The 26,125-nt window shown below is 70.0% G+C and carries 27 protein-coding genes and 2 tRNA genes; 20 read left to right on the top strand and 9 right to left on the bottom strand.

Annotation, left to right across the window (positions count from 1 at the left end):
- Positions 1–9 precede the first annotated feature (9 nt).
- The gene (locus OG787_RS15060) at positions 10–552 is read right to left on the bottom strand and encodes a PPA1309 family protein (RefSeq protein WP_369033548.1); all 543 of its coding nucleotides are present in this window, start codon (positions 550–552) and stop codon (positions 10–12) included.
- Between the two features lie 164 nt (positions 553–716).
- Here OG787_RS15060 and OG787_RS15055 point away from each other — a divergent pair, with 164 nt between their 5' ends.
- From OG787_RS15055 to OG787_RS15040, 4 genes are all read left to right on the top strand, one after another.
- A complete protein-coding gene (locus tag OG787_RS15055) occupies positions 717–3,671 on the top strand; it encodes a UPF0182 family protein (protein WP_369033628.1) in 2,955 nt (984 codons plus the stop codon).
- 72 nt (positions 3,672–3,743) lie between these two features.
- Positions 3,744–3,817, top strand: a tRNA-Met gene (locus tag OG787_RS15050).
- A 206-nt stretch (positions 3,818–4,023) separates the two neighbouring features.
- Entirely contained in the window at positions 4,024–5,817 is a 1,794-nt protein-coding gene (locus tag OG787_RS15045; RefSeq protein WP_405535481.1) for a sel1 repeat family protein, read from the top strand.
- Between the two features lie 270 nt (positions 5,818–6,087).
- Positions 6,088–6,161 (top strand) — tRNA-Met (locus OG787_RS15040).
- Positions 6,162–6,185: 24 nt separating this feature from the next.
- On the opposite strand, the gene OG787_RS15035 is transcribed toward OG787_RS15040, so the two are convergent.
- Both OG787_RS15035 and hisN read right to left on the bottom strand, forming a co-directional pair.
- Positions 6,186–6,584 (bottom strand): cyclic nucleotide-binding/CBS domain-containing protein, encoded by a 399-nt coding sequence (locus OG787_RS15035; protein WP_389348650.1) that lies wholly within the window; start codon positions 6,582–6,584, stop codon positions 6,186–6,188.
- A gap of 122 nt (positions 6,585–6,706) precedes the next feature.
- Complete coding sequence (gene hisN, locus OG787_RS15030) at positions 6,707–7,507, bottom strand: histidinol-phosphatase (RefSeq protein WP_235474968.1); 801 nt, start codon at positions 7,505–7,507, stop codon at positions 6,707–6,709.
- Between the two features lie 200 nt (positions 7,508–7,707).
- On the opposite strand from hisN, the gene OG787_RS15025 reads away from it, so the two are divergent.
- A complete protein-coding gene (locus tag OG787_RS15025; RefSeq protein ID WP_369035910.1) occupies positions 7,708–8,340 on the top strand; it encodes a TetR/AcrR family transcriptional regulator in 633 nt (210 codons plus the stop codon).
- 27 nt (positions 8,341–8,367) lie between these two features.
- On the opposite strand, the gene OG787_RS15020 is transcribed toward OG787_RS15025, so the two are convergent.
- The 4 genes from OG787_RS15020 to OG787_RS15005 all read right to left on the bottom strand — a co-directional run bounded on the left by OG787_RS15020 (position 8,368) and on the right by OG787_RS15005 (position 12,067).
- Positions 8,368–8,691, bottom strand: coding sequence for a multidrug efflux SMR transporter (locus tag OG787_RS15020; RefSeq protein WP_235474966.1), 324 nt, complete (start codon positions 8,689–8,691; stop codon positions 8,368–8,370).
- A gap of 104 nt (positions 8,692–8,795) precedes the next feature.
- A complete protein-coding gene (gene rsgA, locus OG787_RS15015) occupies positions 8,796–9,806 on the bottom strand; it encodes a ribosome small subunit-dependent GTPase A (protein WP_369035909.1) in 1,011 nt (336 codons plus the stop codon).
- Between the two features lie 16 nt (positions 9,807–9,822).
- Positions 9,823–11,139: a 3-phosphoshikimate 1-carboxyvinyltransferase gene (gene aroA / locus OG787_RS15010; RefSeq protein WP_369035908.1), complete on the bottom strand. Its 1,317-nt coding sequence runs from the start codon at positions 11,137–11,139 to the stop codon at positions 9,823–9,825.
- Between the two features lie 205 nt (positions 11,140–11,344).
- Positions 11,345–12,067: a M50 family metallopeptidase gene (locus OG787_RS15005; protein ID WP_235474963.1), complete on the bottom strand. Its 723-nt coding sequence runs from the start codon at positions 12,065–12,067 to the stop codon at positions 11,345–11,347.
- A 50-nt stretch (positions 12,068–12,117) separates the two neighbouring features.
- Between OG787_RS15005 and OG787_RS15000 the strand changes: the two genes are divergently transcribed.
- The 4 genes from OG787_RS15000 (at position 12,118) to rsrA (ending at position 14,804) form a co-directional block, all read left to right on the top strand.
- Complete coding sequence (locus OG787_RS15000) at positions 12,118–12,933, top strand: SOS response-associated peptidase (protein WP_369035907.1); 816 nt, start codon at positions 12,118–12,120, stop codon at positions 12,931–12,933.
- A gap of 1 nt (position 12,934) precedes the next feature.
- Positions 12,935–13,579 (top strand): alpha/beta family hydrolase, encoded by a 645-nt coding sequence (locus tag OG787_RS14995; RefSeq protein ID WP_405535480.1) that lies wholly within the window; start codon positions 12,935–12,937, stop codon positions 13,577–13,579.
- A gap of 254 nt (positions 13,580–13,833) precedes the next feature.
- The gene (gene sigR / locus OG787_RS14990; protein ID WP_055524911.1) at positions 13,834–14,514 is read left to right on the top strand and encodes an RNA polymerase sigma factor SigR; all 681 of its coding nucleotides are present in this window, start codon (positions 13,834–13,836) and stop codon (positions 14,512–14,514) included.
- Positions 14,511–14,804, top strand: a complete 294-nt coding sequence (gene rsrA, locus OG787_RS14985) for a mycothiol system anti-sigma-R factor (protein ID WP_369035905.1) — start codon at positions 14,511–14,513, stop codon at positions 14,802–14,804. Before sigR ends, rsrA begins: the two co-directional genes overlap by 4 nt.
- A 64-nt stretch (positions 14,805–14,868) precedes the next feature.
- On the opposite strand, the gene OG787_RS14980 is transcribed toward rsrA, so the two are convergent.
- Positions 14,869–15,234, bottom strand: a complete 366-nt coding sequence (locus tag OG787_RS14980) for a hypothetical protein (protein ID WP_366879837.1) — start codon at positions 15,232–15,234, stop codon at positions 14,869–14,871.
- A gap of 164 nt (positions 15,235–15,398) precedes the next feature.
- Between OG787_RS14980 and OG787_RS14975 the strand changes: the two genes are divergently transcribed.
- The 10 genes from OG787_RS14975 to OG787_RS14930 all read left to right on the top strand — a co-directional run bounded on the left by OG787_RS14975 (position 15,399) and on the right by OG787_RS14930 (position 24,830).
- Complete coding sequence (locus OG787_RS14975) at positions 15,399–15,764, top strand: hypothetical protein (protein ID WP_369035904.1); 366 nt, start codon at positions 15,399–15,401, stop codon at positions 15,762–15,764.
- Between the two features lie 43 nt (positions 15,765–15,807).
- Positions 15,808–16,620: a hypothetical protein gene (locus OG787_RS14970; protein ID WP_369035903.1), complete on the top strand. Its 813-nt coding sequence runs from the start codon at positions 15,808–15,810 to the stop codon at positions 16,618–16,620.
- 140 nt (positions 16,621–16,760) lie between these two features.
- Complete coding sequence (locus OG787_RS14965; RefSeq protein WP_369035902.1) at positions 16,761–16,925, top strand: hypothetical protein; 165 nt, start codon at positions 16,761–16,763, stop codon at positions 16,923–16,925.
- Positions 16,926–16,943: 18 nt separating this feature from the next.
- Positions 16,944–17,366: a roadblock/LC7 domain-containing protein gene (locus tag OG787_RS14960; RefSeq protein ID WP_369035901.1), complete on the top strand. Its 423-nt coding sequence runs from the start codon at positions 16,944–16,946 to the stop codon at positions 17,364–17,366.
- 180 nt (positions 17,367–17,546) lie between these two features.
- Positions 17,547–18,932, top strand: coding sequence for an HD-GYP domain-containing protein (locus OG787_RS14955; protein ID WP_405535479.1), 1,386 nt, complete (start codon positions 17,547–17,549; stop codon positions 18,930–18,932).
- Complete coding sequence (locus OG787_RS14950) at positions 18,929–20,155, top strand: HD-GYP domain-containing protein (protein WP_369035899.1); 1,227 nt, start codon at positions 18,929–18,931, stop codon at positions 20,153–20,155. Before OG787_RS14955 ends, OG787_RS14950 begins: the two co-directional genes overlap by 4 nt.
- Positions 20,156–20,312: 157 nt before the next feature.
- A complete protein-coding gene (locus OG787_RS14945; protein ID WP_369035898.1) occupies positions 20,313–21,293 on the top strand; it encodes a tetratricopeptide repeat protein in 981 nt (326 codons plus the stop codon).
- A 140-nt stretch (positions 21,294–21,433) separates the two neighbouring features.
- Positions 21,434–22,084, top strand: coding sequence for a peptide deformylase (gene def, locus OG787_RS14940; RefSeq protein WP_369035897.1), 651 nt, complete (start codon positions 21,434–21,436; stop codon positions 22,082–22,084).
- 302 nt (positions 22,085–22,386) lie between these two features.
- Positions 22,387–23,472: an epi-isozizaene synthase gene (gene cyc1 / locus OG787_RS14935; RefSeq protein ID WP_405535478.1), complete on the top strand. Its 1,086-nt coding sequence runs from the start codon at positions 22,387–22,389 to the stop codon at positions 23,470–23,472.
- The gene (locus tag OG787_RS14930; protein ID WP_369035895.1) at positions 23,469–24,830 is read left to right on the top strand and encodes a cytochrome P450; all 1,362 of its coding nucleotides are present in this window, start codon (positions 23,469–23,471) and stop codon (positions 24,828–24,830) included. Before cyc1 ends, OG787_RS14930 begins: the two co-directional genes overlap by 4 nt.
- A 30-nt stretch (positions 24,831–24,860) precedes the next feature.
- Here the strand turns inward: OG787_RS14930 and OG787_RS14925 are convergent, their stop codons facing one another.
- Positions 24,861–25,823: a GlxA family transcriptional regulator gene (locus OG787_RS14925; RefSeq protein WP_369035894.1), complete on the bottom strand. Its 963-nt coding sequence runs from the start codon at positions 25,821–25,823 to the stop codon at positions 24,861–24,863.
- Positions 25,824–25,916: 93 nt separating this feature from the next.
- Here OG787_RS14925 and OG787_RS14920 point away from each other — a divergent pair, with 93 nt between their 5' ends.
- Complete coding sequence (locus OG787_RS14920; RefSeq protein WP_369035893.1) at positions 25,917–26,117, top strand: hypothetical protein; 201 nt, start codon at positions 25,917–25,919, stop codon at positions 26,115–26,117.
- The last annotated feature ends 8 nt before the right edge of the window (positions 26,118–26,125 follow it).

Raw genomic sequence — 26,125 nt, 5'->3', positions numbered from 1 at the left:
GCTCCTTCGCTACTCCGCGAACGTCGCCGACAGGGCCTCCGCCAGGCCCGGTACCAGGCCCGAGCCCGTGAGCACCTCCGTCGCCGCGTCCTTCTCGCGCAGACGCACCGCCGAGTCCCGGGTGCCGTCGCGCAGCACCGCGACCGTCATCCGTACCTCCTGCCGGTCCGGGTGCGCGGCGACCCAGGCCGTCAGCTTCTTGTCGCTCAGTCCCTGCGGCACCGACGCCTCGGCGGACGGCGGCAGCATCAGGCGTTCCACGGTGAGCGCGCAGCCGACCACCGCGTCCGGCCAGGCGATGGTGGCGAGGAACTCGTCCAGCGGCTTGCCCGCCGGGATCTCGTCCTGCTCGATCGGGGTGAGGCCGACGGCCTCCTGCTCGTCGGTCAGGCCGAGCTGGGCCGCGAGAGAGGGCTCCTGGACCTTCAGCCGGGCGGTGTCTACTAGGGCGAAGAGCCTGGCCGGCTGGTCCCAGCCGAGGCCGGAGACGTACTCGTCGATCTCGAGTACGGCCCGGGTGAGCGGGTTCGCCGCCATGGGAGTGTTGGACATGGTCACAATCCTGCCTCGTTCATGGCCCGAACCGGGAACCGAGTAAAGCGTGAGTAAGTTGCATAGGTGAGGCCTCTACGATCACGAGGCCTGACGGATGGTCCGCGATCACGGGGGCCTGACGGACCGACAGCGACTTTTGAGGTGCCACCTTGGCTTTCCAGATGCCGGACCGCGGCGGAGGCCCGCAGGGGCCACGGATCAGAGTGGGCCGCCCGTCCCGGCGCGTCCGGACCCTGCTCATGACGCTGGGCGTCCTTGCCGTACTCGGCATGGCGTTCGTCATGTTCGCGGGTTTCTGGACGGACTGGCTCTGGTACCGCTCGGTCAACTACTCGTCGGTCTTCACGACCACACTGTGGACCAAGATCGGACTGTTCTTCGTCTTCGGTCTGCTGATGGCGACCGCGGTAGGAGTGAACATCTGGCTGGCGCACCGGCTGCGCCCGCCGCTGAGCGCCATGTCGATGGAGCAGCAGAGCCTCGACCGGTACCGCATGGGCATCGCCCCGTACAAGAAGTGGCTGCTGCTCGGTATCACCGCCCTGGTCGGCCTCATCGCGGGCGCCTCGGCGTCCGGGCAGTGGCGGACCTGGCTGATGTGGGTCAACGGAGTGTCCTTCGGACAGAAGGACCCCCAGTTCGGTCTGGACGTGTCCTTCTACGCCTTCGACCTGCCCTGGTACCGCTTCCTGCTGGGCTTCGGCTTCGCCACCACGATCCTCTCCCTGATCGCCGCGGCCCTGACCCACTATCTGTACGGCGGGCTGCGCGTCACCAGCCCGGGAGCCCGTGCCACGTCCGCGGCGACCGGGCATCTGTCCGTGCTGCTGGGCCTCTTCGTCGCCCTGAAGGCGGTCGCGTACTGGCTCGACCGGTACGGCCTCGCGGTGAAGTCGAGCGACTTCAAGGCGACCGGCAACTGGACGGGCCTGCGGTACGTCGACGCCAACGCCTATCTGCCGGCCAAGACGATCCTGTTCTGCATCGCGATCATCTGCTCGCTGCTGTTCTTCGCGACGCTCTGGCGGCGCACCTGGCAGCTGCCCGTCATCGGCTTCGGACTGATGGTCCTCTCGGCCATCCTCATCGGCGGGCTGTACCCGGCGATCGTGCAGAAGTTCCAGGTCCAGCCGAACGAGCAGGCCAAGGAAGCGCCGTACGTCACCAAGAACCTCAAGGCGACGCGCGAGGCGTACGGCATCGACGACGCCAAGGTCAGCGAGTACCCCGGCCGCAGCGACACCGAGGACAAGACCAAGCTGCGTGACGACGTCGACGCGACGGCGAGCATCCGCATCGTCGACCCGAACATCGTGTCGCCGACGTTCCAGCAGCTCCAGCAGATGAGGAACTACTACGCGTTCCCGACCAACCTCGACGTCGACCGCTACAGCAAGGACGGCAAGGAGCAGGACACGGTCATCGGTCTGCGTGAGCTGAACCTCAACGGCATTCCGAAGAACAACTGGATCAACGACCACTTCCGCTACACGCACGGCTTCGGTGTGGTCGCGGCCAAGGGCACCACGGCAGACGCCGAGGGCCGCCCGGTCTTCACCGAGTCCGACCTGCCGTCCACGGGTGACCTCGGGACGTACCAGCAGCGGATCTACTACGGCGAGAAGACCAGCCAGTACTCGATCGTCGGCGGTCCCCAGAAGGAGATCGACTACTCCGACGACGCCGGTGAGAAGACCACCAGCTACAAGGGGAAGAGCGGTGTCAACCTCTCCAACCCGATAAACCGTGCCGCGTACGCCGTCGCGTTCAGCGAGCCGCAGATCCTCTACTCCGGTGCCATCGGCGAAGGTTCGCGGATCCTGTACAACCGCACGCCCAAGGAGCGCGTCGAGGCGGTCGCGCCCTGGCTGACCATCGACGGTGACGCCTACCCGGCTGTCGTCGACGGTGAGATCCAGTGGATCGTCGACGCGTACACGACGACGAACGGCTATCCGTACGCCTCCCGCACCACCCTGGGCGACACGACGGCCGACTCGCTGACCGCCAACAACAACCAGCGCGCGGTGGTGGCCCAGCAGAACCAGGTCAACTACATCCGCAACTCGGTGAAGGCGACCGTCGACGCGTACACCGGCGAGGTCAAGCTCTACCAGTGGGACACCAAGGACCCGGTTCTGAAGACCTGGATGAAGGCCTTCCCGAACACGGTCGAGCCGAAGAGCGACATCTCGGCGTCCCTGATGGCTCATCTCCGGTACCCGCAGGACCTGTTCAAGGTCCAGCGCGAGCTGCTGACCCGCTACCACGTGAAGGACGCGCAGACGTTCCTCTCCGGCAGCGAGGTGTGGCAGGTGCCGGACGACCCGAGCAACAAGTCGGGCGACGCGGTGCCCCCGTACTACCTGAGCATGAAGATGCCCGACCAGCAGGCGCAGGCGTTCTCCCTGACGACGACGTTCACGCCGAACGGCCGGGACAACCTCAGTGCCTTCATGGCCGTCAACGCCGAGGCGGGGACGAGTGATTACGGCACGATCAGAATCCTGAAGCTGCCGACGAGCAGAACCGTCGACGGGCCCAAACAGGTCCAGAGCCAGTTCAACTCCGAACAGGACATCGCCGAGTCCATCAGGCTGCTGAGAGGCGGCGACTCGGAGATCGAGTACGGCAACCTGCTGACGGTGCCGCTCGACGGAGGCCTGCTCTACGTGGAGCCCGTCTACGTCCGCGGCAGCGGCCTCAAGTACCCGCTGTTGCGGAAGGTGTTGGTGACCTACGGCGGCCAGACCGCCTTCGAGGACACGCTCGACGCCGCGCTCAACAAGGTCTTCGGGGCGGAGGGCACGACGACCGAGCCACCGGACGAGGGCGGTGGTACGACGACACCGCCGACAGCCGAGGATCCGACGGTCCAAGAGGCACTCAACGATGCCCAAAAGGCCTTCGACGACGGCCAGGCGGCCCTCAAGAAGGGCGACTGGGAGGCGTACGGCAAGGCACAGGCGGCCCTTGAGGACGCGCTCCAGCGGGCCGAGGAGGCCCAGGCCGACGCGGACAAGGCAGGGAGTGGGAGCGGGAACGGGAGTGGTGCCGGAAGCGGTTCTTCCAGTAGCGCGAGTCCCAGTCCCAGCAGTAGTCCAAGTAGCGGTTAGTGCTGGTCGGAGGCCCTGTTGAGGCAGTGGCCTCCGCCCCTCCCGCGCCGTGGTACGGTTGCAACACAACGGCGCGGGGTGGAGCAGCTCGGTAGCTCGCTGGGCTCATAACCCAGAGGTCGCAGGTTCAAATCCTGTCCCCGCTACTGATCGCGAAGGCCCGGATCCTCCAAGGATCCGGGCCTTCGCGTTGTGCGAACGCATGTGCCGACATGGTGAAGGCCGCGTCTTCCCGGGGCAGTTGAAGGGAACTGTGTTTGACTTGTCTCTCTGTGGGCATGTCGACAAAACGCTGTAGAGACCTCACTGACTGCGGTATACCAGGTGTACCCAGGTTGCAGGTGGTGCGACGATGGACGTTATGGGGGACAAGGCAACTCTGTTGGAGACAGGGCGATTTGTGCAGCCTTCCGACCGGGACGAAACCGGCGAGGCGGTAGAAGAGGCACGTCAACGGCTCGCCGCCGAAGCCGGCGATGTCGAGGCGATGAGTGTCCTCGGAGCCATGCTGCTGCGCCGTGGTGATCTCGACGGAGCCGAGCCTCAACTGCGTGCCGCCACCGCGGCCGGTGACCGTGCCGCCGCCAACAACCTCGGTGTCCTCCTCCATCAGCGCGGGTACGCCGACGACGCCGCCGGCTGGTGGCGGATCGCCGCCGTCGCCGGCTCCGCCCCCGCCGCGCACGCCCTCGGCCGCCACCACCGTGAGCGCGGTGACGAACCGGCCGCCGAGTACTGGCTGCGCCAGTCCGCCGAGCAGGGGCATGTGCTGGGCGCGTACGCGCTCGCCGATCTGCTGGAGCACCGCGGGGACGCGGCCACCGAGCAGTGGATGCGGGTCGCTGCCGAGCGGGGGCATCGGGAGGCCGCCTATCGGCTGGCCCGTGCGCTGGACCGGAAGGCCGCGGAGGGTGGCGAGGGCGAGGGTTCCGAGAGCGGTGCAGGAGAGGTCGAGCAGTGGTATCGGCAGGCCGCCGCTCGGGGGCATCAGCGGGCCGCGCTGCATCTCGGGGCCATTCTGGAGAAGCGCGGTGAACTCAAGGAGGCCGGGCGCTGGTATCTGACGTCCGCCAAGGACGGCGAGGCCCGGGCCGCGTGCGCGCTCGGGTTCCTGCTGCGGGACGCGGGGGACACCGAGAGCGCCGCCGTGTGGTGGCTGCGGGCCGCCCAGGACGGGGACGGCAACGCCGCCAACGCGCTGGGCGCGCTGCACGCCGAGCGCGGTGAGACCCAGACCGCCGAGCGGTGGTACCGCGCGGCGATGGACGCGGGGGATGTCAACGGCGCGTACAACCTCGGTCTGCTCTGCGCCGAGCAGGCACGTACCGCGCAGGCCGAGCAGTGGTACCGGCGGGCCGCGTACGCCGGGCACCGTGAGGCCGCCAACGCGCTCGCCATTCTGCTGCTGCAGGGCGGGGACACGTCGGGGGCCGAGCCGTGGTTCTCCAAGGCGGCCGAGGCGGGGAGCGTGGACGCCGCCTTCAACCTCGGGATCCTGTACGCCGGGCGAGGCGAGGACGATGCCGCGCTGGGGTGGTACGAGCGTGCCGCCGGCGCCGGGCACACCGAGGCGGCGCTTCAGGTCGGTACCGCGCGGCTGCGGGACGGGGACGAGCGGGACGCGGAGCGGTATCTGCGGTGTGCGGCGGGTGGGGGGAGCGCCGAGGCGGCCTATCGGCTGGCCGCGGTGCTCGACGCGCGGCGTCCGCCTGCGCCCGCGCACGAGCTGGGTGAGATCGCGCACGAGAAGACCGAGTGCGAGGAGTGGTACGAGCGGGCGGCTTCTCAGGGGCATCGGCGGGCGCAGGTGCGGGTGGGGATGCTGGCGTCGGCTCGGGGGGACGTGGTGGAGGCGGCCCGGTGGTACCGGGCGGCGGCTGAGGCCGGTTCTCGAAACGGGGCGTTCAACCTGGGGCTGTTGTTGGCCCGTGAGGGGAGTGAGCCCGAGGCGGCTGTGTGGTGGGCTCGGGCGGCTGAGGCGGGGCATGGGCGGGCGGCGTTGAGGTTGGCGCTGGTGTATGCGCGGCGGGGGGAGTTGGCGGAGGGGCAGCGGTGGGCTGATCTCGCGGTTTCTCTTGGGCCGGGGGAGGTCGCTGAGCGGGCGGCTCGGTTGCGGGATGCGTTGCGGGAGGAGCTGTCCGCTTGAGCGGGGGGCGTTGGTTTTTTTCGCCCCCGCCGCCCCTACCCGTCCCATCCCGTTCCTGGGGGCTGCGCCCCCAGACCCCCCTTCGCGCTGAACGTGCTCGTCCTCAAACGCCGGACGGGCTGGGTGGGGGTGTGGCGGGTTGGTGGGAGAGAGGGGCGGGCTGGACGTGCTCGTCCTCAAACGCCGGACAGGCTGGTGGTGCCCCGGTCGGTGCTGAACGTAAGTGATTTGCCTTTGTTGGTTGGGCTGACGTAACGTTGGGTTTACCGACGCGGGGTGGAGCAGCTCGGTAGCTCGCTGGGCTCATAACCCAGAGGTCGCAGGTTCAAATCCTGTCCCCGCTACTTTGAACTGAGGGTCGGAGTCCGTTACAGGGCTCCGGCCCTCAGGCGTGTCGGGGCCCAGCAGCGGATGATGTCGCGGACCGAGACGATGCCCGTGGGCTCGCCGGTGTCGTCCAGGACGATGAGGTGGCGGAAGCCGCCGTGGGCCATCGCATGTGCCGCGTCCTCCAGGGTCCAGGAGGGGGCCGCGAAGACTACGTCGTTGGTGGTGTGGGCGTGGGCGCGTTCCGTGTCGGGGCTCTGGCCCAGGGCTACGGAGTTGAGGATGTCGCGTTCGGTGAGGATGCCGATTCCGCCGGCGTCCGGGTCGAGGACCACCGCCGCGCCGATACGGCGCGCGGCCATCAGTGCGGCGGCCTGGCGGAGTGTGTGATCGGGGCCGATGGTGAGGACCACGGTGCTCATGGCGTCACGTACGAGCATGGGGTGGAGCCACCTCCTATAGAGTTCCCGCCCCTGTTCACTTCCTTGTTCAGGATTTCACAAGTTCACAAGTGGGGGGAACTTCAGAGTGGCAGTTAAAGAGACGGTCAACAAGAGGGGCGTCAGTAACGCTGGTTCAGGTAGCCCAGCATCTCGTCGTGGAGGTGGCCGTTCGATGCCGCCGCGTCGCCGCTGTGCGGGCCCGGGCGGCCGTCGAGGCCGGTGAACGTGCCGCCGGCCTCCGTGACGATGATCGCGTTGGCCGCCATGTCCCACAGGGACAGCTCCGGCTCCGCGCAGATGTCGATCGAGCCCTCGGCGACCATCATGTACGGCCAGAAGTCGCCGTACGCGCGCGTGCGCCACACCTCGCGGGTCAGGTCCAGGAAGCCGCCCAGTACACCGCGGTCCTCCCAGCCGGTGAGCGACGAGTACGCGAACGACGCGTCCGACATCTTGGAGACGCCCGAGACGCGCAGCCTGGACGCCGAGGAGAGGCTGCGGCCGGTGTAGGCGCCGTGGCCCTTCGCCGCCCACCAGCGGCGGCCCAGGGCGGGGGCCGACACGACGCCGACGACCGGCTGGAAACCGCCCTCGGCCGCCTCCATCAGGGAGATCAGCGTGGCCCAGACGGGCACCCCGCGGACGTAGTTCTTGGTGCCGTCGATCGGGTCGATCACCCAGCGGCGGGGGCCCGTGCCCTCGATGCCGTACTCCTCGCCGAGGATCGCGTCGCGTGGACGGGCCCGCTGCAACTGGCCCCGGATCAGTTCCTCGGCGGATTTGTCCGCCTCGCTGACCGGGGTCATGTCCGGCTTCGTCTCGACCTTGAGGTCGAGTGCCTTGAACCGGCCCATCGTCGTGGCGTCGGCGGCGTCCGCGAGGACATGGGCAAGGCGCAGGTCATCGTGATAGTCGGGCATAGGCGAACCGTATCTTTCACGCCTGCCGCCCGGCTACAGGGGCCATGGGTGCGGTTACCCGCAGTTGTTCGGCCCCTGCCCGGTCCTGGCCGGGGTGCGAATGTCGATACGCGCCCCCTGGCGCTGCCGCGAACCCTTGACAGTGACTCCGTCCGCGTCAAACCTGGGGCGCAGAGCCGCTCGCCCCTGGGAGGCCGATGATGCCCGCAGCGCGGGATTCCCTGCTGGACGCCGCTTACACGGCGCTCGCGCGCCGTCCGTGGTCCGCGGTACGGATGGTCGACGTCGCGGTGGCCGCCGGAGTGTCCCGGCAGACGCTGTACAACGAGTTCGGCAGCAAGGACGGGCTCGCCCGGGCCCTGGTGCGCAGAGAGGCCGACGCCTACCTCGCGGGCGTCGAACGGGCGCTCACCGGGCCCGCCGACCCGGGTGCCGGTGCGCGGGAGCGGCTCACGGCCGCCGCCGAGTGGACCACGGCGTCCGCCCGCGACAGCGTGCTCGTACGGGCCCTGCTGACCGGCTGCTGGAGCGAACGGCTGCCCTCGCCGACGCTGTCCGCCGTGCCGTCCTCCGCCTCGGTGCCCGCGCAGCGGCGGGCCGACGGGCCGCTGCCCTCGCCCGGCGAGTTCGTGGCGCTCGTCCGCGACCGTGCCGTGACGGTGCTGTCCGGTCCCGGCGCGGCCAAGTCGGAGGCGGTCGAGATGTCCCGCACCTGCGAACTGGCCGTCCGGCTCGCCCTGTCCTGTGTCGCCGCGCCTCCGGGGGAGGGCGGTGTCGCCGATCTCGTGGGGAGTGTGCTGCAGAGGTCGGCCGGTTCCGCTGTCTGGAACTGACCCCGCAGGACCGGTCCTGGGCCGGCTCTAGTGCGACGAGCCCGACAGTTGCAGGCCGATCACACCGATGATGACCATGCTGATCGAGACGATCTTCAGGACGGACACCAGGTCATCCAGGAAGATCATTCCGTAGATCGCAGTGCCCGCCGCGCCGATGCCGGTCCACACCGCGTACGCCGGGCCCACGTCGAGTCTCTTCAGGGAGAGGGTCAACAGGCCGAAGCTGCCGAGGGCGAAGACGCAGAAGGCCGCTGTCGGCCAGAGACGGGTGAAGCCGTGGGACAACTTCAGGCAGACCGCGAATCCGACTTCCAGGAGTCCCGCCACGACGACCAGCAGCCACGCCATGTCTTGTCCTCCCGTGTACCGCGTCGACTGCTTCGTCCCGCTCGGATCCGGCTCGGTGCGATTATGCACTTACCGGTCGCAGTGTCGGCCAAACAACGCGGAGGTCAGTCGCCTTCGGTGCGCTCCCGGGTCGACAGCAGTCGGCGCAGCGAGTAGAGACGCGCCGGGTCCGCGTGGCCCTTCTCGACCCACTCGTCCAGGGCGCAGTCGGGCTCGTCGTGGCTGCACGCGCGCGGGCAGTTCTCCGTGCCCGGTTCGAGGTCGGGGAAGGCGTGGATCACCAGGGACGGGTCGACGTGGTGCAGTCCGAACGAACGTACGCCCGGGGTGTCGATCACCCAGCCCGCGTCGCCCGAGAGGGGGAGGGCGAGGGCGGAGGTGGTGGTGTGACGGCCGCGGCCCGTGACCGCGTTGACGTGGCCCGTCGAGCGGCGCTGGTCGTTCGGCACGAGAGCGTTGACCAGGGTCGTCTTGCCCACGCCCGAGTGGCCGACGAACGCCGTGATCTTGCCGTCCAGCTGCTCGCGTACGCGGGCGACAGCGGTCCCGTCCTCCAGCTCCTGGCGGCTCGTGACGACGTACGGGATGTCCAGGGCGCCGTACAGCTCCAGGAGCTTGTCGGGCGGGGAGAGGTCCGACTTGGTCAGGACGAGGAGGGGGGTCAGGCCGCCGGCGTACGCCGCCACCAGGCAGCGGTCGATCAGGCGGGGGCGGGGTTCCGGGTCCGCGAGGGCCGTGACGATGGCGAGCTGGTCGGCGTTGGCCACGACCACGCGCTCGTAGGGGTCGTCGTCGTCCGCCGTGCGGCGCAGGAGGGACGTGCGCGCCCCGATGCGGACGATCCGGGCCAGGGTGTCCTTCTTGCCGGAGAGGTCGCCGATGACGGACACGTGGTCGCCGACCACCGCGGCCTTGCGGCCCAGTTCGCGGGCCTTCATCGCCATGACGATCCGGTCGTCGACCAGGACGGTCAGCCGGCCCCGGTCGACGGTGAGGACCATGCCGTCGGCGGCGTCCTCGTGCTTCGGGCGGATGTTCGTACGGGGTCGGTTGCCCTTGGGGTTCGGGCGGGAGCGGATGTCGTCCTCGTCGGTGTTCTTGCCGTAGCGGCGCATGATCCAGGTCCGCCCGTCAGTTCCCGAGCATTCCGGTCCACAGATCGGGGAAGTCCGGGAGGGTCTTCGCCGTCGTCGCCACGTTCTCGATCTGCACGTCCTTCACCGCCAGGCCGATGATCGCGCCGGCTGTCGCCATGCGGTGGTCCTCGTACGTGTGGAAGGTGCCGCCGTGCAGGGGGCGCGGGCGGATGTGCAGACCGTCGGCGGTCTCGGTCACATCGCCGCCGAGTTCGTTGATCTCCTTGGTGAGGGCCGCCAGGCGGTCCGTCTCGTGGAGGCGGAGGTGGGCCACCCCGGTGAGGGTGGAGGGGGAGTCCGCGAGGGCCGCGACCGCGGCGATGCCCGGGGTCAGCTCGCCGACCTCGCTCAGGTCCACGTCGATGCCGTGGATCGCGCCGGAGCCGGTGAACTCCAGGCCGTACTCGGTGAGTTCGCAGGAGCCGCCCATCTCCGTGAAGATCTCGCGGAGCCGGTCGCCGGGCTGCGTGGTGCGGGCCGGCCAGTCGGGGATGGTCACCTTGCCGCCGGTCACCAGGGCCGCCGCCAGGAAGGGCTGGGCGTTGGAGAGGTCCGGCTCGATGGTCAGGTCGCGGCCGAGCAGGGCGCCCGGGGTGACCCGCCAGACGTTCGGTTCGCCGCCCGACTCCGGGGTGTCGACCTGGGCGCCGACCGAGCGGAGCATGTCGACGGTCATGCGGATGTGGGGGAGTGAGGGCAGGGTCGCGCCGGTGTGGCGGACCTCGACGCCCTGGTTGAAGCGGGGGGCGGAGAGGAGGAGGGCGCTCACGAACTGCGAGGACGAGGACGCGTCGATCGACACCGGGCCGCCGTCGAGGGCGCCGCTGCCGTGCACGGTGAGGGGGAGCGTGCCGCGGGCGTCGTCGTCGATGCGGGCGCCGAGGGCGCGCAGGGCGTCGATGACGCCGTTGAGGGGGCGTTCGTACGAGCGGGGGTCGCCGTCGAAGCGGATGGGGCCGTCGGCGAGGGCGGCGACCGGGGGGAGGAAACGCATCACGGTGCCGGCGTTGCCGACGTCCACCGTGGCGGGGCCGTGGAGGCCTGCGGGGAGTACGCGCCAGGTCTCGCCGGTGCCGTCGGGGCCGACGCCCTCCTCGATGCCTACGCCCATGGTGCGGAGGGCGCCGGCCATGAGGAGGGTGTCGCGTGAGCGGAGGGGGCGGCGCAGCCAGCCCGGTTCTGAGGCGAGGGCGGCGAGGACGAGGGCGCGGTTGGTGACGGACTTGGAACCGGGCACGTGGACCGTCGCGTCGACGGCTCCGCTCGCGTGCGGGGCGGGCCAGAGGGCGGTGTCTGCGGGGTTCGGGGCCATGGGGTCACTTTAGTGGGGGTTCGGTGTGTCGGGTTTGGCTGGGGAAGGTGGGTTCGTTGTCGGGTGCGGGCGCGTTGTGGCTGGTCGCGCAGTTCCCCGCGCCCCTAAACGCCTGCCCCTTCGGGGCGGCGTCATCCGCGCCCATGCCCCGTATCCGCCTAGGCCCCGCGTCCGCGCAGGCCCCGCCCTCCCCTCGCCACCCGGCTCACACCTCCAGGAGCCACCTGCCCCCGCCTATCAGTGAGCACAGGCTTACCGCGTGGAACAGGAAGAGCCACAAGCCTGCTGGGACGTGGGTCAGGCGGGAGAGTTGGTCTGCGTCCGAGTCGCCTGCTCCGCCCCTGCGGCGTTTTGCCTGGAGTTCGAAGGCCGGGCGGACTCCGCCCAGCAGCAGGAACCAGACCACCGCGTAGGCGAAGGCCGCCTGGATCTGGGGGCCGGTCAGCCAGGAGACCGCCAGGAAGGTGCCGCCGGAGATGAACACCGTCAGGGCGCCGTACGCGTTGCGGATCATCACCAGCATCGCGACGAGCAGGACTGTCGCCAGCCATAGGAGAGCCGTGATGTGGCCTGCGGCCAGCAGGGCGGCGCCGCCCAGGCCCAGGAGCGGGGGAGCCGTGTAGCCGAACGCGGCCGTCAGGATCATGCCTATGCCGTGCGGCTTGCCCCGGCTGACCGTGAGGCCGCTGGTGTCGGAGTGCAGGCGTATGCCGGTGAGGGTACGGCCGGTCAGCAGCGCGACCAGACCGTGGCCGCCCTCGTGCGCGATGGTGATGGCGTTGCGCGAGAGGCGCCACAGGGGATGCGGGACGGTCACGGCGAGCGCGGCCACCAGGGTCGCGATCACCACCCACAGGTCGGGGTCGGGCTGGCTGCCGAAGATCTCGTCCCAGAGGCCGGCCAGCGAGGTGGATGCGGTGCTGTCCATTGTCGGCGGAGGCTCCCTAGTGTCGCGTCGAATCTGGCAGTGTGACATGTATGTGCGGTAGGTATGCAGCGAGTCGTGCGCCCGAGGATCTCGCAGGAGTCTTTGAGATCGACAAGTGGGATCCCGAGGAGACACTCGCCCCCGACTACAACGTGGCCCCGACCAAAGAGGTCTACGCGGTACTCGACCGTCCTCTCAAGGACGCCGAGGATCCGAAGCCGGTTCGGCAGCTGCGGAAGTTGAAGTGGGGGCTTGTGCCGTCCTGGGCCAAGACCCCCGAAGGCGGCGCCCGGATGATCAACGCGCGCGCCGAGACCGTCCACGAGAAGCCCTCGTACCGGCGGGCCTTCACCACCCGGCGCTGCATCCTGCCCGCCGACGGTTACTACGAGTGGGTCACCGCGGCCGGCGAGCGGGAGCTGGAGGTCGAGGGGAAGAAGAAGCGGCCCCGCAAGCAGCCGTACTTCGTGACGCCCGCCGACGGGTCGGTCTTCGCGATGGCGGGGCTGTACGAGTTCTGGCGGGACCGGACCCTGCCCGACGACCACCCGCAGGCCTGGTGGGTGACGTGCTCGGTCATCACCACCGAGGCCGAGACCTCCCCGCTCGCCGTCGGCCCCGCCGAGGGCCCGCGCGCCCTGGCCGACATCCACCCCCGGATGCCCCTGATGCTCACCCCGGACCACTGGGACGCCTGGCTCGACCCCGCTCATACGGACGTGGACGACCTGCGCGAGCTGCTCGCGCCGCCGCCCGCCGGGCTGATGCGCGCGTACCCCGTCTCCACGGCCGTCAGCAACGTCCGCAACAACGGACCGGAGCTGCTGACCGAGCTGGAGGGGCCCGAGGAGGGCACACTCTTCTGACGTGAGCCCAACCAACACACGTATCCAGACCGTCGAGACCGACGCCGGTCCCGCTCGCATCACCTGGCACCCGGCCCCGCAGCAGCGCCTCGTCCTCGCCGTCAGTCATGGCGCCGGGGGCGGCATCGAGGCCCGCGATCTTCAGGCGCTCGCCGGGGAGCTGCCCGCGCACGGCGTCACCGTCGCGCTCGTCGAGCAGCCCTGGCGGGTGGCCGGGAAGAAGGTGGCGCCCGCGCCGAAGACGCTGGACGTGGGGTGGCGGGGGATCTGGCCCGCGCTCGCCGAGGCCGGGCTGCCGGTGATCGCCGGTGGGCGCAGCGCCGGGGCCCGCGTGGCCTGTCGTACCGCCGGGGAACTGGGCGCCGTCGCCGTGCTCGCGCTCTCCTTCCCGCTGCACCCGCCGGGCAGGCCCGAGAAGTCGCGGGCCGACGAGCTGCTCGGGGCCGGGGTGCCCACCCTTGTCGTCCAGGGCGGCAACGATCCGTTCGGGAAGCCGGACGAGTTCCCGGCGGGGGACTTCGAGTTGGCGGAGGTGCCGTACGGCGATCATGGTTTCGCCGTGCCCAAGAGGGCACCCCTCGGGCAGGACGAGGCCGTGGCGTTGATCACGGGGCGGGTCGTGGAGTGGACCGCGTCACTCGGGTGACGGCCGGGAATGCCGGGCGGCGGACTGCTGTTGTGCGGATCAGATACCACAAGCGTGTGGTGACCGTCGTACGAGAGGAAGTCCGCCGCATGGGTTCGACCATCTGCCCGAATCGCCGCAGCAGCGCTGACCTGGACTGGACGGTCCTGCACGCGGCGAAGACCGCCCCTATTCGGGCGGCGGGCGGACACGATGTTCGTCTATCCTCCGATTCGAGTGGGATCGGTTTCGGTCTCGCAACGTCATTGGAGGAGGTGGGTCCGGTCACTGGGACCGACGCAGGGACCGAACACGGCCAGGCGGAGCAGCCCGAGGGCCCGGGCAGGAGTGAGTCGACCGCGGAGCGCAGCGCGCGCTTCGAGCGGGACGCGCTCGAATTCCTCGACCAGATGTACTCGGCCGCGCTGCGCATGACGCGCAACCCGGCCGACGCCGAGGACCTGGTGCAGGAGACGTACGCGAAGGCGTACGCGTCCTTCCACCAGTTCCGTGAGGGCACCAACCTCAAGGCGTGGCTGTACCGCATCCTCACGAACACGTTCATCAACTCGTACCGCAAGAAGCAGCGCGAGCCCCAGCGCAGTGCGGCCGAGGAGATCGAGGACTGGCAGCTCGCGCGCGCCGAGTCGCACATGTCGACCGGTCTGCGCTCGGCCGAGTCGCAGGCGCTCGACCACCTGCCCGACTCGGACGTCAAGGAAGCACTTCAGGCGATCCCGGAGGAATTCCGGATCGCGGTGTATCTCGCGGACGTAGAGGGCTTTGCGTACAAGGAGATCGCGGACATCATGGGGACACCCATCGGTACGGTGATGTCCCGACTGCACCGCGGCCGTCGCCAGCTGCGCGGCATGCTGGAGGACTACGCCCGTGACCGTGGCCTGGTCCCGGCCGGTGCCGGAGAGTCGAACGAAGCGAAAGGCTCGGGCTCATGAGCTGCGGAGAGCCGCACGAGACGGACTGCAGTGAAGTACTCGATCATCTCTACGAGTTCCTCGACCGGGAGATGCCGGACTCGGACTGCACCAAGTTCGAGGTCCACTTCGAGGAGTGCTCTCCGTGCCTGGAGAAGTACGGGCTCGAACAGGCCGTGAAGAAGCTCGTCAAGCGCTGCTGCGGTCAGGACGACGTGCCGACCGATCTGCGCGCCAAGGTGATGGGGCGGCTCGACATGATCCGCTCCGGCCAGACCGTGCCCGAGCACGACATCGCCACCGAGGGCTGACGCTCTCGAACCGCCATCGGCCCCGCTCGGCGGGGCCGATCGCCGCTTTCCGGCCTGGACGTCCTCAGACGTCCAGGCCGTTCTCGATCCGCTTCAGGCTGTGCCGGGCCAGCGCCAGGTTGCTGCGCGACCGGTCGAGCGCGACGTACAGGAAGAGCGCGCCCTTGCTGCTGGCCAGCGGGCGGATCAGGTGGTACTGCCTGCCCAGCGTGATCAGGATGTCCTCGATGGTGTCGTCCATGTCCAGCGAGGCCAGCGTGCGCATCTTCGACCGTACGACCTCGGTGTTGCCCGCCGCCGCCAGTTCCAGGTCGAGGCCCGGGCCGCCGCCGAGGGTGCCGAGCGACATCCCGCTGTCGTAGTCGACGAGCGCCACTCCGAGCGCCCCGTCGACGGTCATGACTTCCTTGAGCGCTGTCTCGATGTTCATTCTTGCTGCCCCAATTCCTCAGTGACGCTGACCGGTCGCTGTCCGTGCAACTACGATCGAACTCAAGCGACTTGCGGGTCGCAAAACATCAACTTTGGTGTGTGTTACGAAAGTTGTCGTTCAAAGTACTGTGCAACGGTCGTACGTGAAGGGGGAATGGCGAAATGACGACGGCAGTTGAGGCTTCGCTGGCCCGGTTCCTCGACTCCCCCGGCGTCACCGGTGTCGCCCTCGTCGACGCCGTCACCGGCCTCACCTACGGAGTGGCGGGAGACGTCACCGAGGCCGGCGACGGTCAGGAGAGTTCCGAGTTCGCCTCCCTCGTCGCCGACCGGCTGGGCCGGGCGGGTGCCGAGGGCGAGCTGGAGAGTGTCGTCACGACCAGCGTGCGCCGCCATCAGGTCCTGCTCGCGGTGGGCCGCCAAGCCGGCGACCCGCTGCTGCTGACGGCCGGACTCGACCGCGAGCGGGCCAATCTCGCCCTCGCCGCGCGCAGTATGGGCGACCTGGCCGACGAGGTGCTCGCATGACCGGCATCCTCGGCGTGGCCGGCCCGAGAGCGCGGGTGAGCGCATGAACGCGTCCGCCGCGCGCAACCTGCCCGCGCTGCTCCTGGGGCTGCGCGAGGAGGAGTTCAGCGGCACGGTACGGGTCGCGGGCATGCCTGGTGGCACGATTCACCTACGAGCCGGTCTGGTGGGCGCGGTGGAGACACCGGGCGCGCCGACCGCCACCTCGGCCCTGCTGACCTCCGGCCGGATCGACGACGAGGCCTGGCTCGCCGCGTGCGCCGCACAGCCCGACCCCGACCTGCTCGGTGAACGTCTGGTGGCCGACGGGCTGGTGGGCGCCGCCGAACTCGAAGTCGTCTGCACGGCCGCCGTGTTCGACGCGGCCTTCGCCATGTCGCTGGGCGCGCCGGGCAGTTGGGAGCTGAGCGCCCCGGAACCGGCTCTCCGTGTCCGGCCCGGCGTGGAACCGCGGCAGTTGACCGACGAGACCACGCGGCGCATCGCGCTGCTCAGCCGTCTGTGGGGACCCCCGGGCGAACTCGCCCGCGCGCGCCCCACACCGGGCACAGGGGTCGTGGAGGGACCGCTGTCCGGTCGGCACGAGGACGTTCTGAACCAGGTCAACGGGCGCCGTACGGCCCGGGACATCGCCTTCGCGCTGGGGCGCGGACTGTACGCCGTGATGCTGGACCTGATCCGCATGGAGACGCTCGGGCTCCTCCGATGGGGGACCCCGACCGCACCCGGCGGCCGGCCCAGCACCGCGCCGCGTGTCACCCCCGGCCGTACGACGGCCACCGGCCCGCCGCCGGTGCCGTCGAGAACCGAGCCGCTGCCGAGGCGTATGCCCAGGGGCGGAGAGAGAGGGGGGTAGTGAGTGCGGACGACGGAAAAGATGCCGAAAGCGCTGCCGGAACCAACAGGGAAACCGACAGAGGAACCAACAGGGGAGCCGACGGGGGAACAGCTGGCGAAACCGCCGACCAAGGCGCGGCCACCCAGAACGATCAGGGTGTGAGCACACCCACTCCGCCCGTACGGAAGCCGCTTCCCGTACGGCCTCCCGCGAACACCGCCCTACTGGGCCCCACGGCCGAAGAGCTGGCCGCCGACCAACCCTCTGTCGAGACGCTGCGGCGGGTCCGCCATGCGTTGCGCGCTCTTCCGGAGCCCGACTGACCGCAAGGAGTACGTCCCATGGGTCCCCTGAGCCCTCCCCTGAGCGAAGAAAATCCGGAGCCCTCCCAGTCCGTCCAGCTGACCGGCATCCTCACCTCGTTGCGGGACCGGGTGATGGGAGTCTCCGAAAGCGTCCTGTCCACGGTGGACGGCCTTCTCGTCGTCGCCGACACGGACACTGCGCACCCCGAGTCGATCGCCGCGCTCGCCGCCGCCACGCTCGGAGTGAGCCGCCGGATCGCCGAGCAGGCGAACGTCGGAGTGCTCCGCGAGGTGGTCGCCCGCTGCGGTGCGGGGCATGTCATCGTGCTGGCCGTCGGCGAACGCGCCCTGCTGACCGTCATGGGCGACGACGGGCTGGACATCGCCGCGTTCCAGCGTGAATCCCCGGCCACGGTCGAGGAGTTGACCAAGGTGCTGGCCGCGGATGTGGCGTACTGACACAGAAGCTCACGGTTCCCTCTAACGGGCTAATCTGCGGCTCCTGAGGCCTGGGATTCGCCCAATGCCCCGGTATGGCCGCCGTCGGCCGCCCTATCCTCCATGTCCCGGAGCCTGAACAGGCTTGTGCCGAACGCCAGCCCGGCCGGCCCCGGTCCGGGACACGGGGGAGGGAGCGCCATGCGGTCGATCACACCGTGGGCGCGTGTCTACGTCGTCGCTGTCGCCCTGGGGGCCGTCCTCTGCGCGGCGCCCGTCCGCTCCGCGCACGCCCCCTGGGGCGCCGTGGCGCTGTTCACCGCGCTGTGCGCCGCGTGCGAGCAGCTCGCGGTCGGCCGGTTCGGCGGGGGCCGGGGGTACGAGGGTCCGGGTGCCGCCGGTTCCGGGGGCGCCGGTCCGCCCCGGTGGCACACGCCCGTCCTGCTCGCCGGCGCCTTCCTGCTGCCGCCCGCCGCGGCCGCGCTCGTGCCGCTGCCGGGCGCGCTGCTGGTCAGGGGCGCCGAACGCACGCCCTTGCCGCGCCGGCTCTGGCGGGCCGGACAACTCGGGATCGGCACCTGGACGGCCTCGCGGGTGCACTGGTCGCTCGGCGGTCCCGACGCGGTCGACTCCGCCGGGTTCCCGTACGCCCTGTTCGGCGCCGGGGTGGCCGTGGTCGCGTTCTGCCTGGTCCTGGCCCTGCTCGACGGAGGCATCCTGGCGCTCGCCGAACGGGTCCCGGTGCGGCTGGCCTGGCGGGGACTGTTCGTACGGTCCCTGGTGCCGGTCGGGGTGCACGGGCTCGCCGGGCTGATGATGGCCGTCCTGTGGCGCGGCCCCTACGGGCCCGTCGCCGCACTGCTCGTGCTGCTGCCGATGTGGGTGTCGTGGTGGGTGTTCGCCCAGTACCACCGGGAGCGGGCGGCGCACCAGGCGACGATCAGGGCGCTCGTGCAGGCCGTCGACATCAAGGACGGGTACACGCGCGGGCACAGTGAGCGGGTCGGACAGGCGTCGATGCTGATCGCGCGGGAACTGGGCATGGACGACGAGCGGGTCGAGGTGCTGCGGTTCGCCGGAATCCTGCACGACGTGGGAAAGCTGGGCGTTCCCACGCGGCTGCTGCGGAAGGACGGGCCGCTCACCCCGGAGGAGCGCCGGGTGATCGAGCTGCACCCGGAGTACGGGCACGAGATCGTCCGGGGGATCGGCTTCCTCGGGGAGGCCCGGTCGGCGATCCTGCACCATCACGAGCGGCTGGACGGGAGCGGGTACCCGTACGGGCTCGTCGGGAGCCAGATCCCGGAGTTCGCGCGGGTCGTGGCCGTCGCGGACGCGTTCGACGCGATGACGTCGACACGGTCCTACAGCAGGGCCCGGCCCGTGCCGGTGGCCCTGGCGGAGCTGGAGCGGTGTGCGGGGACGCAGTTCGACCCGGTGATGGTCCGGGCGCTGGTGCGGGGGCTGGAGCGCGGGGGCGGGTGGCATCCGGCGGTCACGGCCGACTCGGCGCACTCCGACGCCGACCGCACGCCGGCCCCCGGGATCCCGGCCCCGCTGGGGTCCACCGCGGGGACGGTGAGATGAGAACACTGGTTCATCTCACCGCCGCTCTGCTGACCCTGCTCTCCCTCGCCCACACCCTCTGGTCCGGCCTCGACGAGCGTGCCGTCGCGCTCTGCTTCGGACTGCTCGTGGTCCTCGGGGAGCTGACCCGGTGGAGCGGGCCCGAGTCGCGGGAGATCGCGCCGCTCGCCGCCGCCGGGACGCTGTCGTACGCGCTGCTCGGGGAGGACGCCGGGCGGGCCACGCACCACGGCGCCCTCCAGGTCGTCGCCGTCGTCTTCGCGGCCACCCTCGTCGGCTGCGTACCGCACGTAGCACGCGGGCAGGGGCCGACCGCCGACCACCTCGCCCGGCGCGTCCTCACCGCCGGATTCGCCGCCGTCTGTTTCCAACCCCTTTACAACCAGGGCGTGTTCGAGGCCTGGGGCGGCCCCGCCCACGTCCTGCTGCTCGTCGCGCTGCTCGGGCTCACCGCGCTCTGCGACGCCGTACTCGCCGCCGCGCTGGCCCACTCCCGCACCGGCTGGCCCTTCGGTCCGCTGCTGCGGGACGAGCTGCGGGCCACGCTGGGCATCGGGACCGCGGTGTGTGCGACCGGGGTCGTCATGGCGCTGGCCGTCGCCGTGGTCGGCCTCTGGGCGCTGCCTGTCTTCTCGCTGCCGCTGCTCCTCACCCAGCTCTCCTTCCGGCGGTACGCGGCCGTGCGGGCCACCTATCGGCAGACCATCGCCTCCCTGGCCCGCGCCACCGAGATCGCCGGGTACACCCCGGCCGGGCACGCCCGGCGGGTCGCGGTGCTGAGCACGGCGGTGGGGCGGGAGCTGGGGCTGTCCGAGCCGGAGCTGACCGTGCTGGAGTACGCGGCCCTCATGCACGACATCGGGCAGCTCAGCCTCGTCGACCCGGTACCGGCCGGCGCCACGGCCGTACTCCCGGTGGCGGAACAGCGCCGGATCGCGCTGCTCGGCGGGGCTGTCGTACGGCAGACGGGGGTGGCCGCCGCGGTCGCCGTGGTCGTGGAGCGGCAGGCCGATCCGTACCGGGAGCAGCCGGTCTCCGCGCGGATCGTGCGGGCCGTCAACGCATACGAGGAGAAAGTCCGGGAAGCCGGAGCGGACGGGCCGCTGCGGGCTCTCGAAGAGCTGCGGCTGGGGACCGGCCGGGACTACGAGCCCGAGGTCGTGGAATCACTCGCCCGGGTGCTCGCCAGAAATGGCGGCGCCGTCCGCGAGCGCATCGGCTGAAGGTGGTGGTGGGAGAGGGGTGGACGGTCTTACGCTGCCCTCGGTTGGGTAACCCATGGGTAATGAGCGCCCCTCCAGCGGTCCGTGGTTGGATGCGAGGGAGAGGCTGTACGGGGGCAGAAGCCGGCCCACTCCACGGCACTGGCAGGCGGGAATCGTGAGGATCTTCGGCAAGGGACGGCACCGGCCCTCCGCCTCATGGCGGCAGGCCACCGACCGCGCGTTCACGCTGATCGGCGACGGGCGGTACGAGGACGCGGGCGCGCTGCTGACACGTGCCGCCGATCTTGAACCGTGGCTGTCAGAGTCCTGGTTCAACCTCGCCCTGCTGCACAAGTTCCGGCACGACTGGGAGCAGGCCAGGGCGGCCGGTCTGCGGGCCGTCGCGCTGCTCGACCGGGAGACCGGTGCCCCCGATTGGTGGAACGTGGGCATCGCCGCCACCGCCCTCCAGGACTGGCCGCTGGCCCGCCGGGCCTGGCAGGCGTACGGGCTGCGGGTGCCCGGGGGTGTCACCGCCGCCGGTGAGCCCGTCGGCATGGACCTGGGCAGCGCGGCCGTACGGCTGTCGCCCGAGGGCGAGGCCGAGGTCGTGTGGGGGCGGCGGCTGGATCCCGCCCGGATCGAGGTGCTGTCGATCCCGCTGCCGTCCTCCGGGCGGCGCTGGGGCGAGGTCGTGCTGCACGACGGGGTGCCGCACGGTGAGCGGACGACTGCCGCCGGGCACTCCTACCCCGTCTTCGACGAGATCGAGCTGTGGGCGCCGTCGCCGGTGCCGACGTGGGTGGTTCTGCTGGAGGCTGCGGCGGAGGAGGACCGGGACGCGTTGGAGCGGTTGGCGTCCGACGCGGGGTTCGCCGCCGAGGACTGGTCTTCGTCCGTTCGGTTGTTGTGTCGGATGTGTTCGGAGTCGCGGATGCCGTCCGACGAGGGTGACGGTGACCATCTTGATCCGCACGATCACAGTGAGCCCGGTCATCCTGGGCCGTTGGGGCATCGTACGGACGGGCAGTTCTGGGCGCCTGAACGGGAATGTGGGATTGCTGCGCCTGCGTCTTTGGTGCGGGGGTTGCTGGACGGGTGGGTCGCTGACAGTCCGGAGACTCGGGCCTGGCGGGATCTCGAAGAGGTTTGTTAGGGGTTGCTTGCCGGGTGCGGGCCGGTGGGGGCTGGTCGCGCAGTTCCCCGCGCCCCTGACGGGCGCGCCCCTGCGGGGCGCTGCCCGTACCCTGTATCCGCAACTCTCCCCCCGTTTGTTTGAGGAAGGCATCGTCGGTCATGGCGCAGCAGGACACCGATCAGCAGCACGTGGGCGTGCTTCCCGTGGACGACGAGGGCTTCGTCATCGACACCGAGGACGGGGAGGAGCGGGAGGCAGCCTGGCGGGAGCGTGGGACCTCGCGGCCCATCACGGTCGTCGGCAATCCGGTGCTGCACAAGGAGTGCCAGGACGTCACCGAGTTCGGCGCGGAGCTGGAGCAGCTGGTCGCGGACATGTTCGCCAGCCAGCGCACCGCCGAGGGCGTGGGCCTGGCCGCCAACCAGATCGGTGTCGATCTGAAGGTCTTCATCTACGACTGCCCCGATGACGAGGGTCAGCGGCACACCGGGGTCATCTGCAACCCCAGGCTCGTCGAGCTGCCCGCCGACCGGCGCCGACTGGACGACAGCAACGAGGGCTGCCTCTCCGTGCCGACCGCGTACGCGCCGCTCGCCCGGCCCGACTACGCCGAGGTGACCGGGCAGGACGAGAAGGGCAACCCGATCAAGGTGCGCGGCACCGGCTACTTCGCACGCTGTTTGCAGCACGAGACCGATCACCTCTACGGGTACCTGTACATCGACCGGCTCTCCAAGCGCGAGCGCAAGGACGCCCTGCGTCAGATGGCCGAGAACGAGCCCCGCTACCCCGTGGTCGCGAACGACTGACAGCTCCTGAGGCGCACGCGCACTCATCCGCACACGAACGGCCCCTGACCAGGGGCCGTTCATGTTTCGGTCATGCGTCCGTCGCACGTTCGATCGAAAGTCGGACTCAAGTGTGCTTGTAGTGATCCAGAATCAGTCAGACCAGCGGCGAATCTCGGCAGCTTGGGGTAGTGAAGGAAGCAAATCCGTTCCCAGAACGGTCAGTTGTGGTGCTGAATGGGAAGTGCGGGGATACGCAACGGCGCACGCCCGGCACAGCGGGAGGGGTGTTGCGCCAACTGGCGGCTGAGAGGGGTTTGTTCGTGCCTGCTTTCCCACACAGCACCTCACCGGCGACAACAGCGGTAGCGATCCCACCATCACTGGCCTTACCGGTGATCGAGGCGGCGTTTCCCCGGCAACTGCATCCGTATTGGCCCCGACTTCAGGAGAACACCAGGGGCTGGCTGCTGGAAAAACGCCTCATGCCGGCGGACAAGGTCGCAGAATATGCCGACGGCCTTTGCTATACCGACCTCATGGCCGGGTACTACCTCGGTGCCCCGGACGACGTACTCCAGGCGATAGCGGACTTCAGTGCCTGGTTCTTCGTCTGGGACGACCGTCACGACCGTGACATCGTGCACGGCCGGCCCGCCGCCTGGCGGAAACTCAGGAGCCGTCTCCATGCCGCGCTGGACGCACCCGGGCTGTATCTGTACCACCGGGATCCGCTGGTCGCGGGGTTCGCGGACAGCGTGCTGCGGCTGTTCTCGTTCCTTGGGAGGAAGTGGAACGCACGCTTCGCGCGGCATTTCCACGCGGTGATCGACGCGTACGACCGAGAGTTCCGCAACCGTACAAACGGAACTGTGCCAAAGGTCGAGGAATATCTCGAACTGCGGCGGCTCACCTTCGCGCACTGGATCTGGACCGATCTCCTGGAGCCGAGCGCGGGCTGTGAACTCCCCACGGTGGTGCGGAAACAGCCCGCATTCCATCGGGCGGCGCTGCTGAGCCAGGAATTCGCCGCCTGGTACAACGACCTCTGCTCGCTCCCGAAGGAAATCGCGGGAGACGAGGTTCACAATCTCGGAATCAGTCTCATCCGGCATGAGGGGATGACTCTCGAAGAGGCCATCGCGGAAGTCAGGGGGCGGGTCGAGGAATCCATTATCGAATTCCTCGCGGCGGAACAGGAAGCACGTCGGTTCGCCGCATCGCTCGACGACGGCGGCATCCGGGGAAAGGAAATGAGCAGCGCCGTGAACGCCTGTCTCGACAATATGCGGAACTGGTTCAGTTCCGTCTACTGGTTCCACCACGAGTCCGGCCGCTACATGGTCGACAACTGGGACGACCGCTCCACACCCCCGTACGTCAACAACGAAGCGGCAGGTGAGAAATGACCGTCGAATCCGTACGGCCCGCGTCTCCCCCCATGAGCGAACCGCCCCTCGCGGGCGGCGGTGTCCCGCTCCTCGGCCACGGCTGGCGGCTGGTCCGCGACCCGCTCGGCTGGTTCGCCCGGCTCCGCGACCACGGCGACGTCGTACGGCTGAAGCTCGGCCCCAAGACGGTGTACGCGGCCACCTCGCCGGAGCTGGTCGGGGAACTCGCGCTCAACCCGGCCTACATCATCGGCGGCCCGCTGTGGGAGTCCCTGGAAGGGCTGCTCGGCAAGGAGGGCGTGGCCACCGCCAACGGGCCCACCCACCGGCGCCAACGGCGCACCATCCAGCCCGCGTTCCGGCTGGACGTCCTGCCCGAGTACGGGCCGATCCTGGAGGAGGAGGCGCACGCTTTCGCCCGGCGCCTGCGGCCCGGCGAGATCGTCGACTGCACCGCGGAGTCGTTCCGGGTCGCCGTGCGCATCGCGGCCCGCTGTCTGCTGCGCGGCGACTACATGGACGAGCGGGCCGACCGGCTGTGCGCCGCGCTCGCCACGGTGTTCCTGGGGATGTACCGGCGCATGGTGATCCCCGCGGGACCGCTCTACCGGCTCCCGCTGCCGGGCAACCGCAAATTCAACCGGGCCCTGGCCGATATGCATCTCGTCGTCGACGAGATCGTGGCCGAGCGCCGGGCATCCGGTCAAAACCCGGACGATTTGCTGACGGCGTTGCTGTCGGCCAAGGACGGGAATGGCGACCCCATAGGCGAACAGGAGATCCACGATCAGGTCGTCGCGATTGTCACCCCGGGTGCCGAAACCGTCGCCTCCACGATCATGTCGTTGCTCCAGGTCCTCGCCGAACAGCCGGACCACGCCGACAAGGTGGCCAAGGAGGCCGAATCGGTCGGGGGCGACCGCGCGGTCGCATTCGCGGACGTCCGCAAGCTGACGCACACGAACAATGTCCTCGTCGAGACGATGCGTTTGCAGCCGCCCGTATGGATATTGACCCGGCGGGCGGTGGCCGAGACCGAGCTGGGCGGCTATCGGATTCCGGCCGGTGCCGATCTCGTGTACAGCCCGTACGCGATCCAGCGCGATCCGCGTTCGTACGAGCGGAACACCGAGTTCGACCCCGACCGCTGGCTTCCGGAACGCACCAGGAGTCTGCCCAAGTACGCGATGACCCCGTTCGGCGTGGGCAACCGCAAGTGTCCGAGCGACCACTTCTCGATGGCCATGCTCACCATTCTCACGGCCGAGCTGGCGAGGAAGTGGCGCTTCGAACGCGTGCCCGGCTCACGCGACGCGGTCCGCGTGGGCATCACCCTGCACCCGGACCGGCTGCTGCTGCGGGCGATACCCCGCTGAAGGCGCCCGGGCGGTGGAACAGGCGTGCGTTCAGGCGGCCTCCGGGCCCTTGAACGTACGCCGGTACGCCTGCGGGGTCGTCCCCAGCGACCGTACGAACTGGTGGCGCAGCGCCGCCGCGTTGCCGAAGCCGGTGCGCCAGGCGATCGCGTCCATCGTCTCGTCCGTCGCCTCCAGCAACTGCTGGGCCAGCAGGACGCGTTGCCGCAGGATCCAGCGGTAGGGCGTGGTGCCGGTCTCCTGCTGGAAGCGGCGGGCGAAGGTGCGCGGCGACATGTGGGCGCGCTCGGCGAGCTGCTCGACGGTCACCTCTTCGTCGAGATGGCGCTCCATCCAGACCAGCACCTCCCCGACGGTGTCGCACCGCGACCGGGGCAGCGGCCGCTCGATGTACTGGGCCTGTCCGCCGTCGCGGTGCGGCGGTACGACCATCCGGCGGGCGATGGAGTTGGCGACCTCGGGTCCGTGCTCCTCGCGCACGATGTGCAGACAGGCGTCGATCCCGGCGGCCGTACCGGCGGAGGTGATCACCGGCCCCGCGTCGACGTACAGCACGTCCGGCTCGACCTCGATGCGCGGATAGCGCCGGGCCAGCTCGTCCGCGTGCCGCCAGTGCACCGCGCACCGCCGGCCGTCCAGCAGGCCCGCGGCGGCGAGCACGAAGACCCCGGAGCAGACGCTGAGCACCCGGGCCCCGCGCTCCACGGCCCGCCGCAGCGCGTCGAGCAGCTCCGGCGGGTACTCCCGGTCGGCATAGGTCTGCCCGGCCGGTACGGCGATCAGGTCGGCGCTCTCCAGCCGCTCAAGGCCGTGGTCCAGCCGCACCGAGAAGCCCGCGTGGGTGCTCAGCGTCGGGCCCTCGGCCGAGGCGACCGCGAAGTCGTACACGGGCAGGCCCTCGTCGCTGCGGTCGAGGCCGAAGACCTCGCAGACGACACCGAGTTCGAAGGGATGCACTCCGTCGAGCAGCACGACGGCCACGTTTTCCAGCATGCTGCCAGTGTGCCTCGGCATTGGCAGGAAATCGAGGGTGTGCGGCAGTCCTGCCACTGACGGTCAGGAGTATTCGGCGCGAGACTGATGTCCATGAACACAGCAGCGGACAACATCGTCGGAATACTCGTCGTCGTCGCGGTCTTCGTGGCCCTCGCCCTCCCGTCCCTGATCGGCCTCGCGCACGACCGGCGCATCGACCGTCAGCTCCGGCAGGCCCAGCAGGACCGGCAGGCCCAGGACACCTCGGCCCGCCGGGCCATCACCGCCCAGGACGTGGCCCGGGCGGCGTGACCTCGACG

The organism is Streptomyces sp. NBC_00075, from assembly GCF_045041225.1.
GTDB lineage: Bacteria > Actinomycetota > Actinomycetes > Streptomycetales > Streptomycetaceae > Streptomyces > Streptomyces adonidis.
The sequence above is the reverse complement of the archived record's forward strand: the minus strand, read 5'-3'. Positions and strand labels throughout refer to the sequence as shown.

Excerpts from the sequence above, each read along its gene's own strand:
- OG787_RS15060 (WP_369033548.1), bottom strand. The coding sequence starts at position 552 with ATGTCCAACACTCCCATGGCGGCGAACCCGCTCACCCGGGCCGTACTC.
- OG787_RS15055 (WP_369033628.1), top strand. The coding sequence starts at position 717 with ATGCCGGACCGCGGCGGAGGCCCGCAGGGGCCACGGATCAGAGTGGGC.
- OG787_RS15045 (WP_405535481.1), top strand. The coding sequence starts at position 4,024 with ATGGACGTTATGGGGGACAAGGCAACTCTGTTGGAGACAGGGCGATTT.
- OG787_RS15035 (WP_389348650.1), bottom strand. The coding sequence starts at position 6,584 with ATGCTCGTACGTGACGCCATGAGCACCGTGGTCCTCACCATCGGCCCC.
- hisN (WP_235474968.1), bottom strand. The coding sequence starts at position 7,507 with ATGCCCGACTATCACGATGACCTGCGCCTTGCCCATGTCCTCGCGGAC.
- OG787_RS15025 (WP_369035910.1), top strand. The coding sequence starts at position 7,708 with ATGCCCGCAGCGCGGGATTCCCTGCTGGACGCCGCTTACACGGCGCTC.
- OG787_RS15020 (WP_235474966.1), bottom strand. The coding sequence starts at position 8,691 with ATGGCGTGGCTGCTGGTCGTCGTGGCGGGACTCCTGGAAGTCGGATTC.
- rsgA (WP_369035909.1), bottom strand. The coding sequence starts at position 9,806 with ATGCGCCGCTACGGCAAGAACACCGACGAGGACGACATCCGCTCCCGC.
- aroA (WP_369035908.1), bottom strand. The coding sequence starts at position 11,139 with ATGGCCCCGAACCCCGCAGACACCGCCCTCTGGCCCGCCCCGCACGCG.
- OG787_RS15005 (WP_235474963.1), bottom strand. The coding sequence starts at position 12,067 with ATGGACAGCACCGCATCCACCTCGCTGGCCGGCCTCTGGGACGAGATC.
- OG787_RS15000 (WP_369035907.1), top strand. The coding sequence starts at position 12,118 with ATGTGCGGTAGGTATGCAGCGAGTCGTGCGCCCGAGGATCTCGCAGGA.
- rsrA (WP_369035905.1), top strand. The coding sequence starts at position 14,511 with ATGAGCTGCGGAGAGCCGCACGAGACGGACTGCAGTGAAGTACTCGAT.
- OG787_RS14980 (WP_366879837.1), bottom strand. The coding sequence starts at position 15,234 with ATGAACATCGAGACAGCGCTCAAGGAAGTCATGACCGTCGACGGGGCG.
- OG787_RS14975 (WP_369035904.1), top strand. The coding sequence starts at position 15,399 with ATGACGACGGCAGTTGAGGCTTCGCTGGCCCGGTTCCTCGACTCCCCC.
- OG787_RS14970 (WP_369035903.1), top strand. The coding sequence starts at position 15,808 with ATGAACGCGTCCGCCGCGCGCAACCTGCCCGCGCTGCTCCTGGGGCTG.
- OG787_RS14960 (WP_369035901.1), top strand. The coding sequence starts at position 16,944 with ATGGGTCCCCTGAGCCCTCCCCTGAGCGAAGAAAATCCGGAGCCCTCC.
- OG787_RS14955 (WP_405535479.1), top strand. The coding sequence starts at position 17,547 with ATGCGGTCGATCACACCGTGGGCGCGTGTCTACGTCGTCGCTGTCGCC.
- OG787_RS14950 (WP_369035899.1), top strand. The coding sequence starts at position 18,929 with ATGAGAACACTGGTTCATCTCACCGCCGCTCTGCTGACCCTGCTCTCC.
- def (WP_369035897.1), top strand. The coding sequence starts at position 21,434 with ATGGCGCAGCAGGACACCGATCAGCAGCACGTGGGCGTGCTTCCCGTG.
- OG787_RS14930 (WP_369035895.1), top strand. The coding sequence starts at position 23,469 with ATGACCGTCGAATCCGTACGGCCCGCGTCTCCCCCCATGAGCGAACCG.
- OG787_RS14925 (WP_369035894.1), bottom strand. The coding sequence starts at position 25,823 with ATGCTGGAAAACGTGGCCGTCGTGCTGCTCGACGGAGTGCATCCCTTC.
- OG787_RS14920 (WP_369035893.1), top strand. The coding sequence starts at position 25,917 with ATGAACACAGCAGCGGACAACATCGTCGGAATACTCGTCGTCGTCGCG.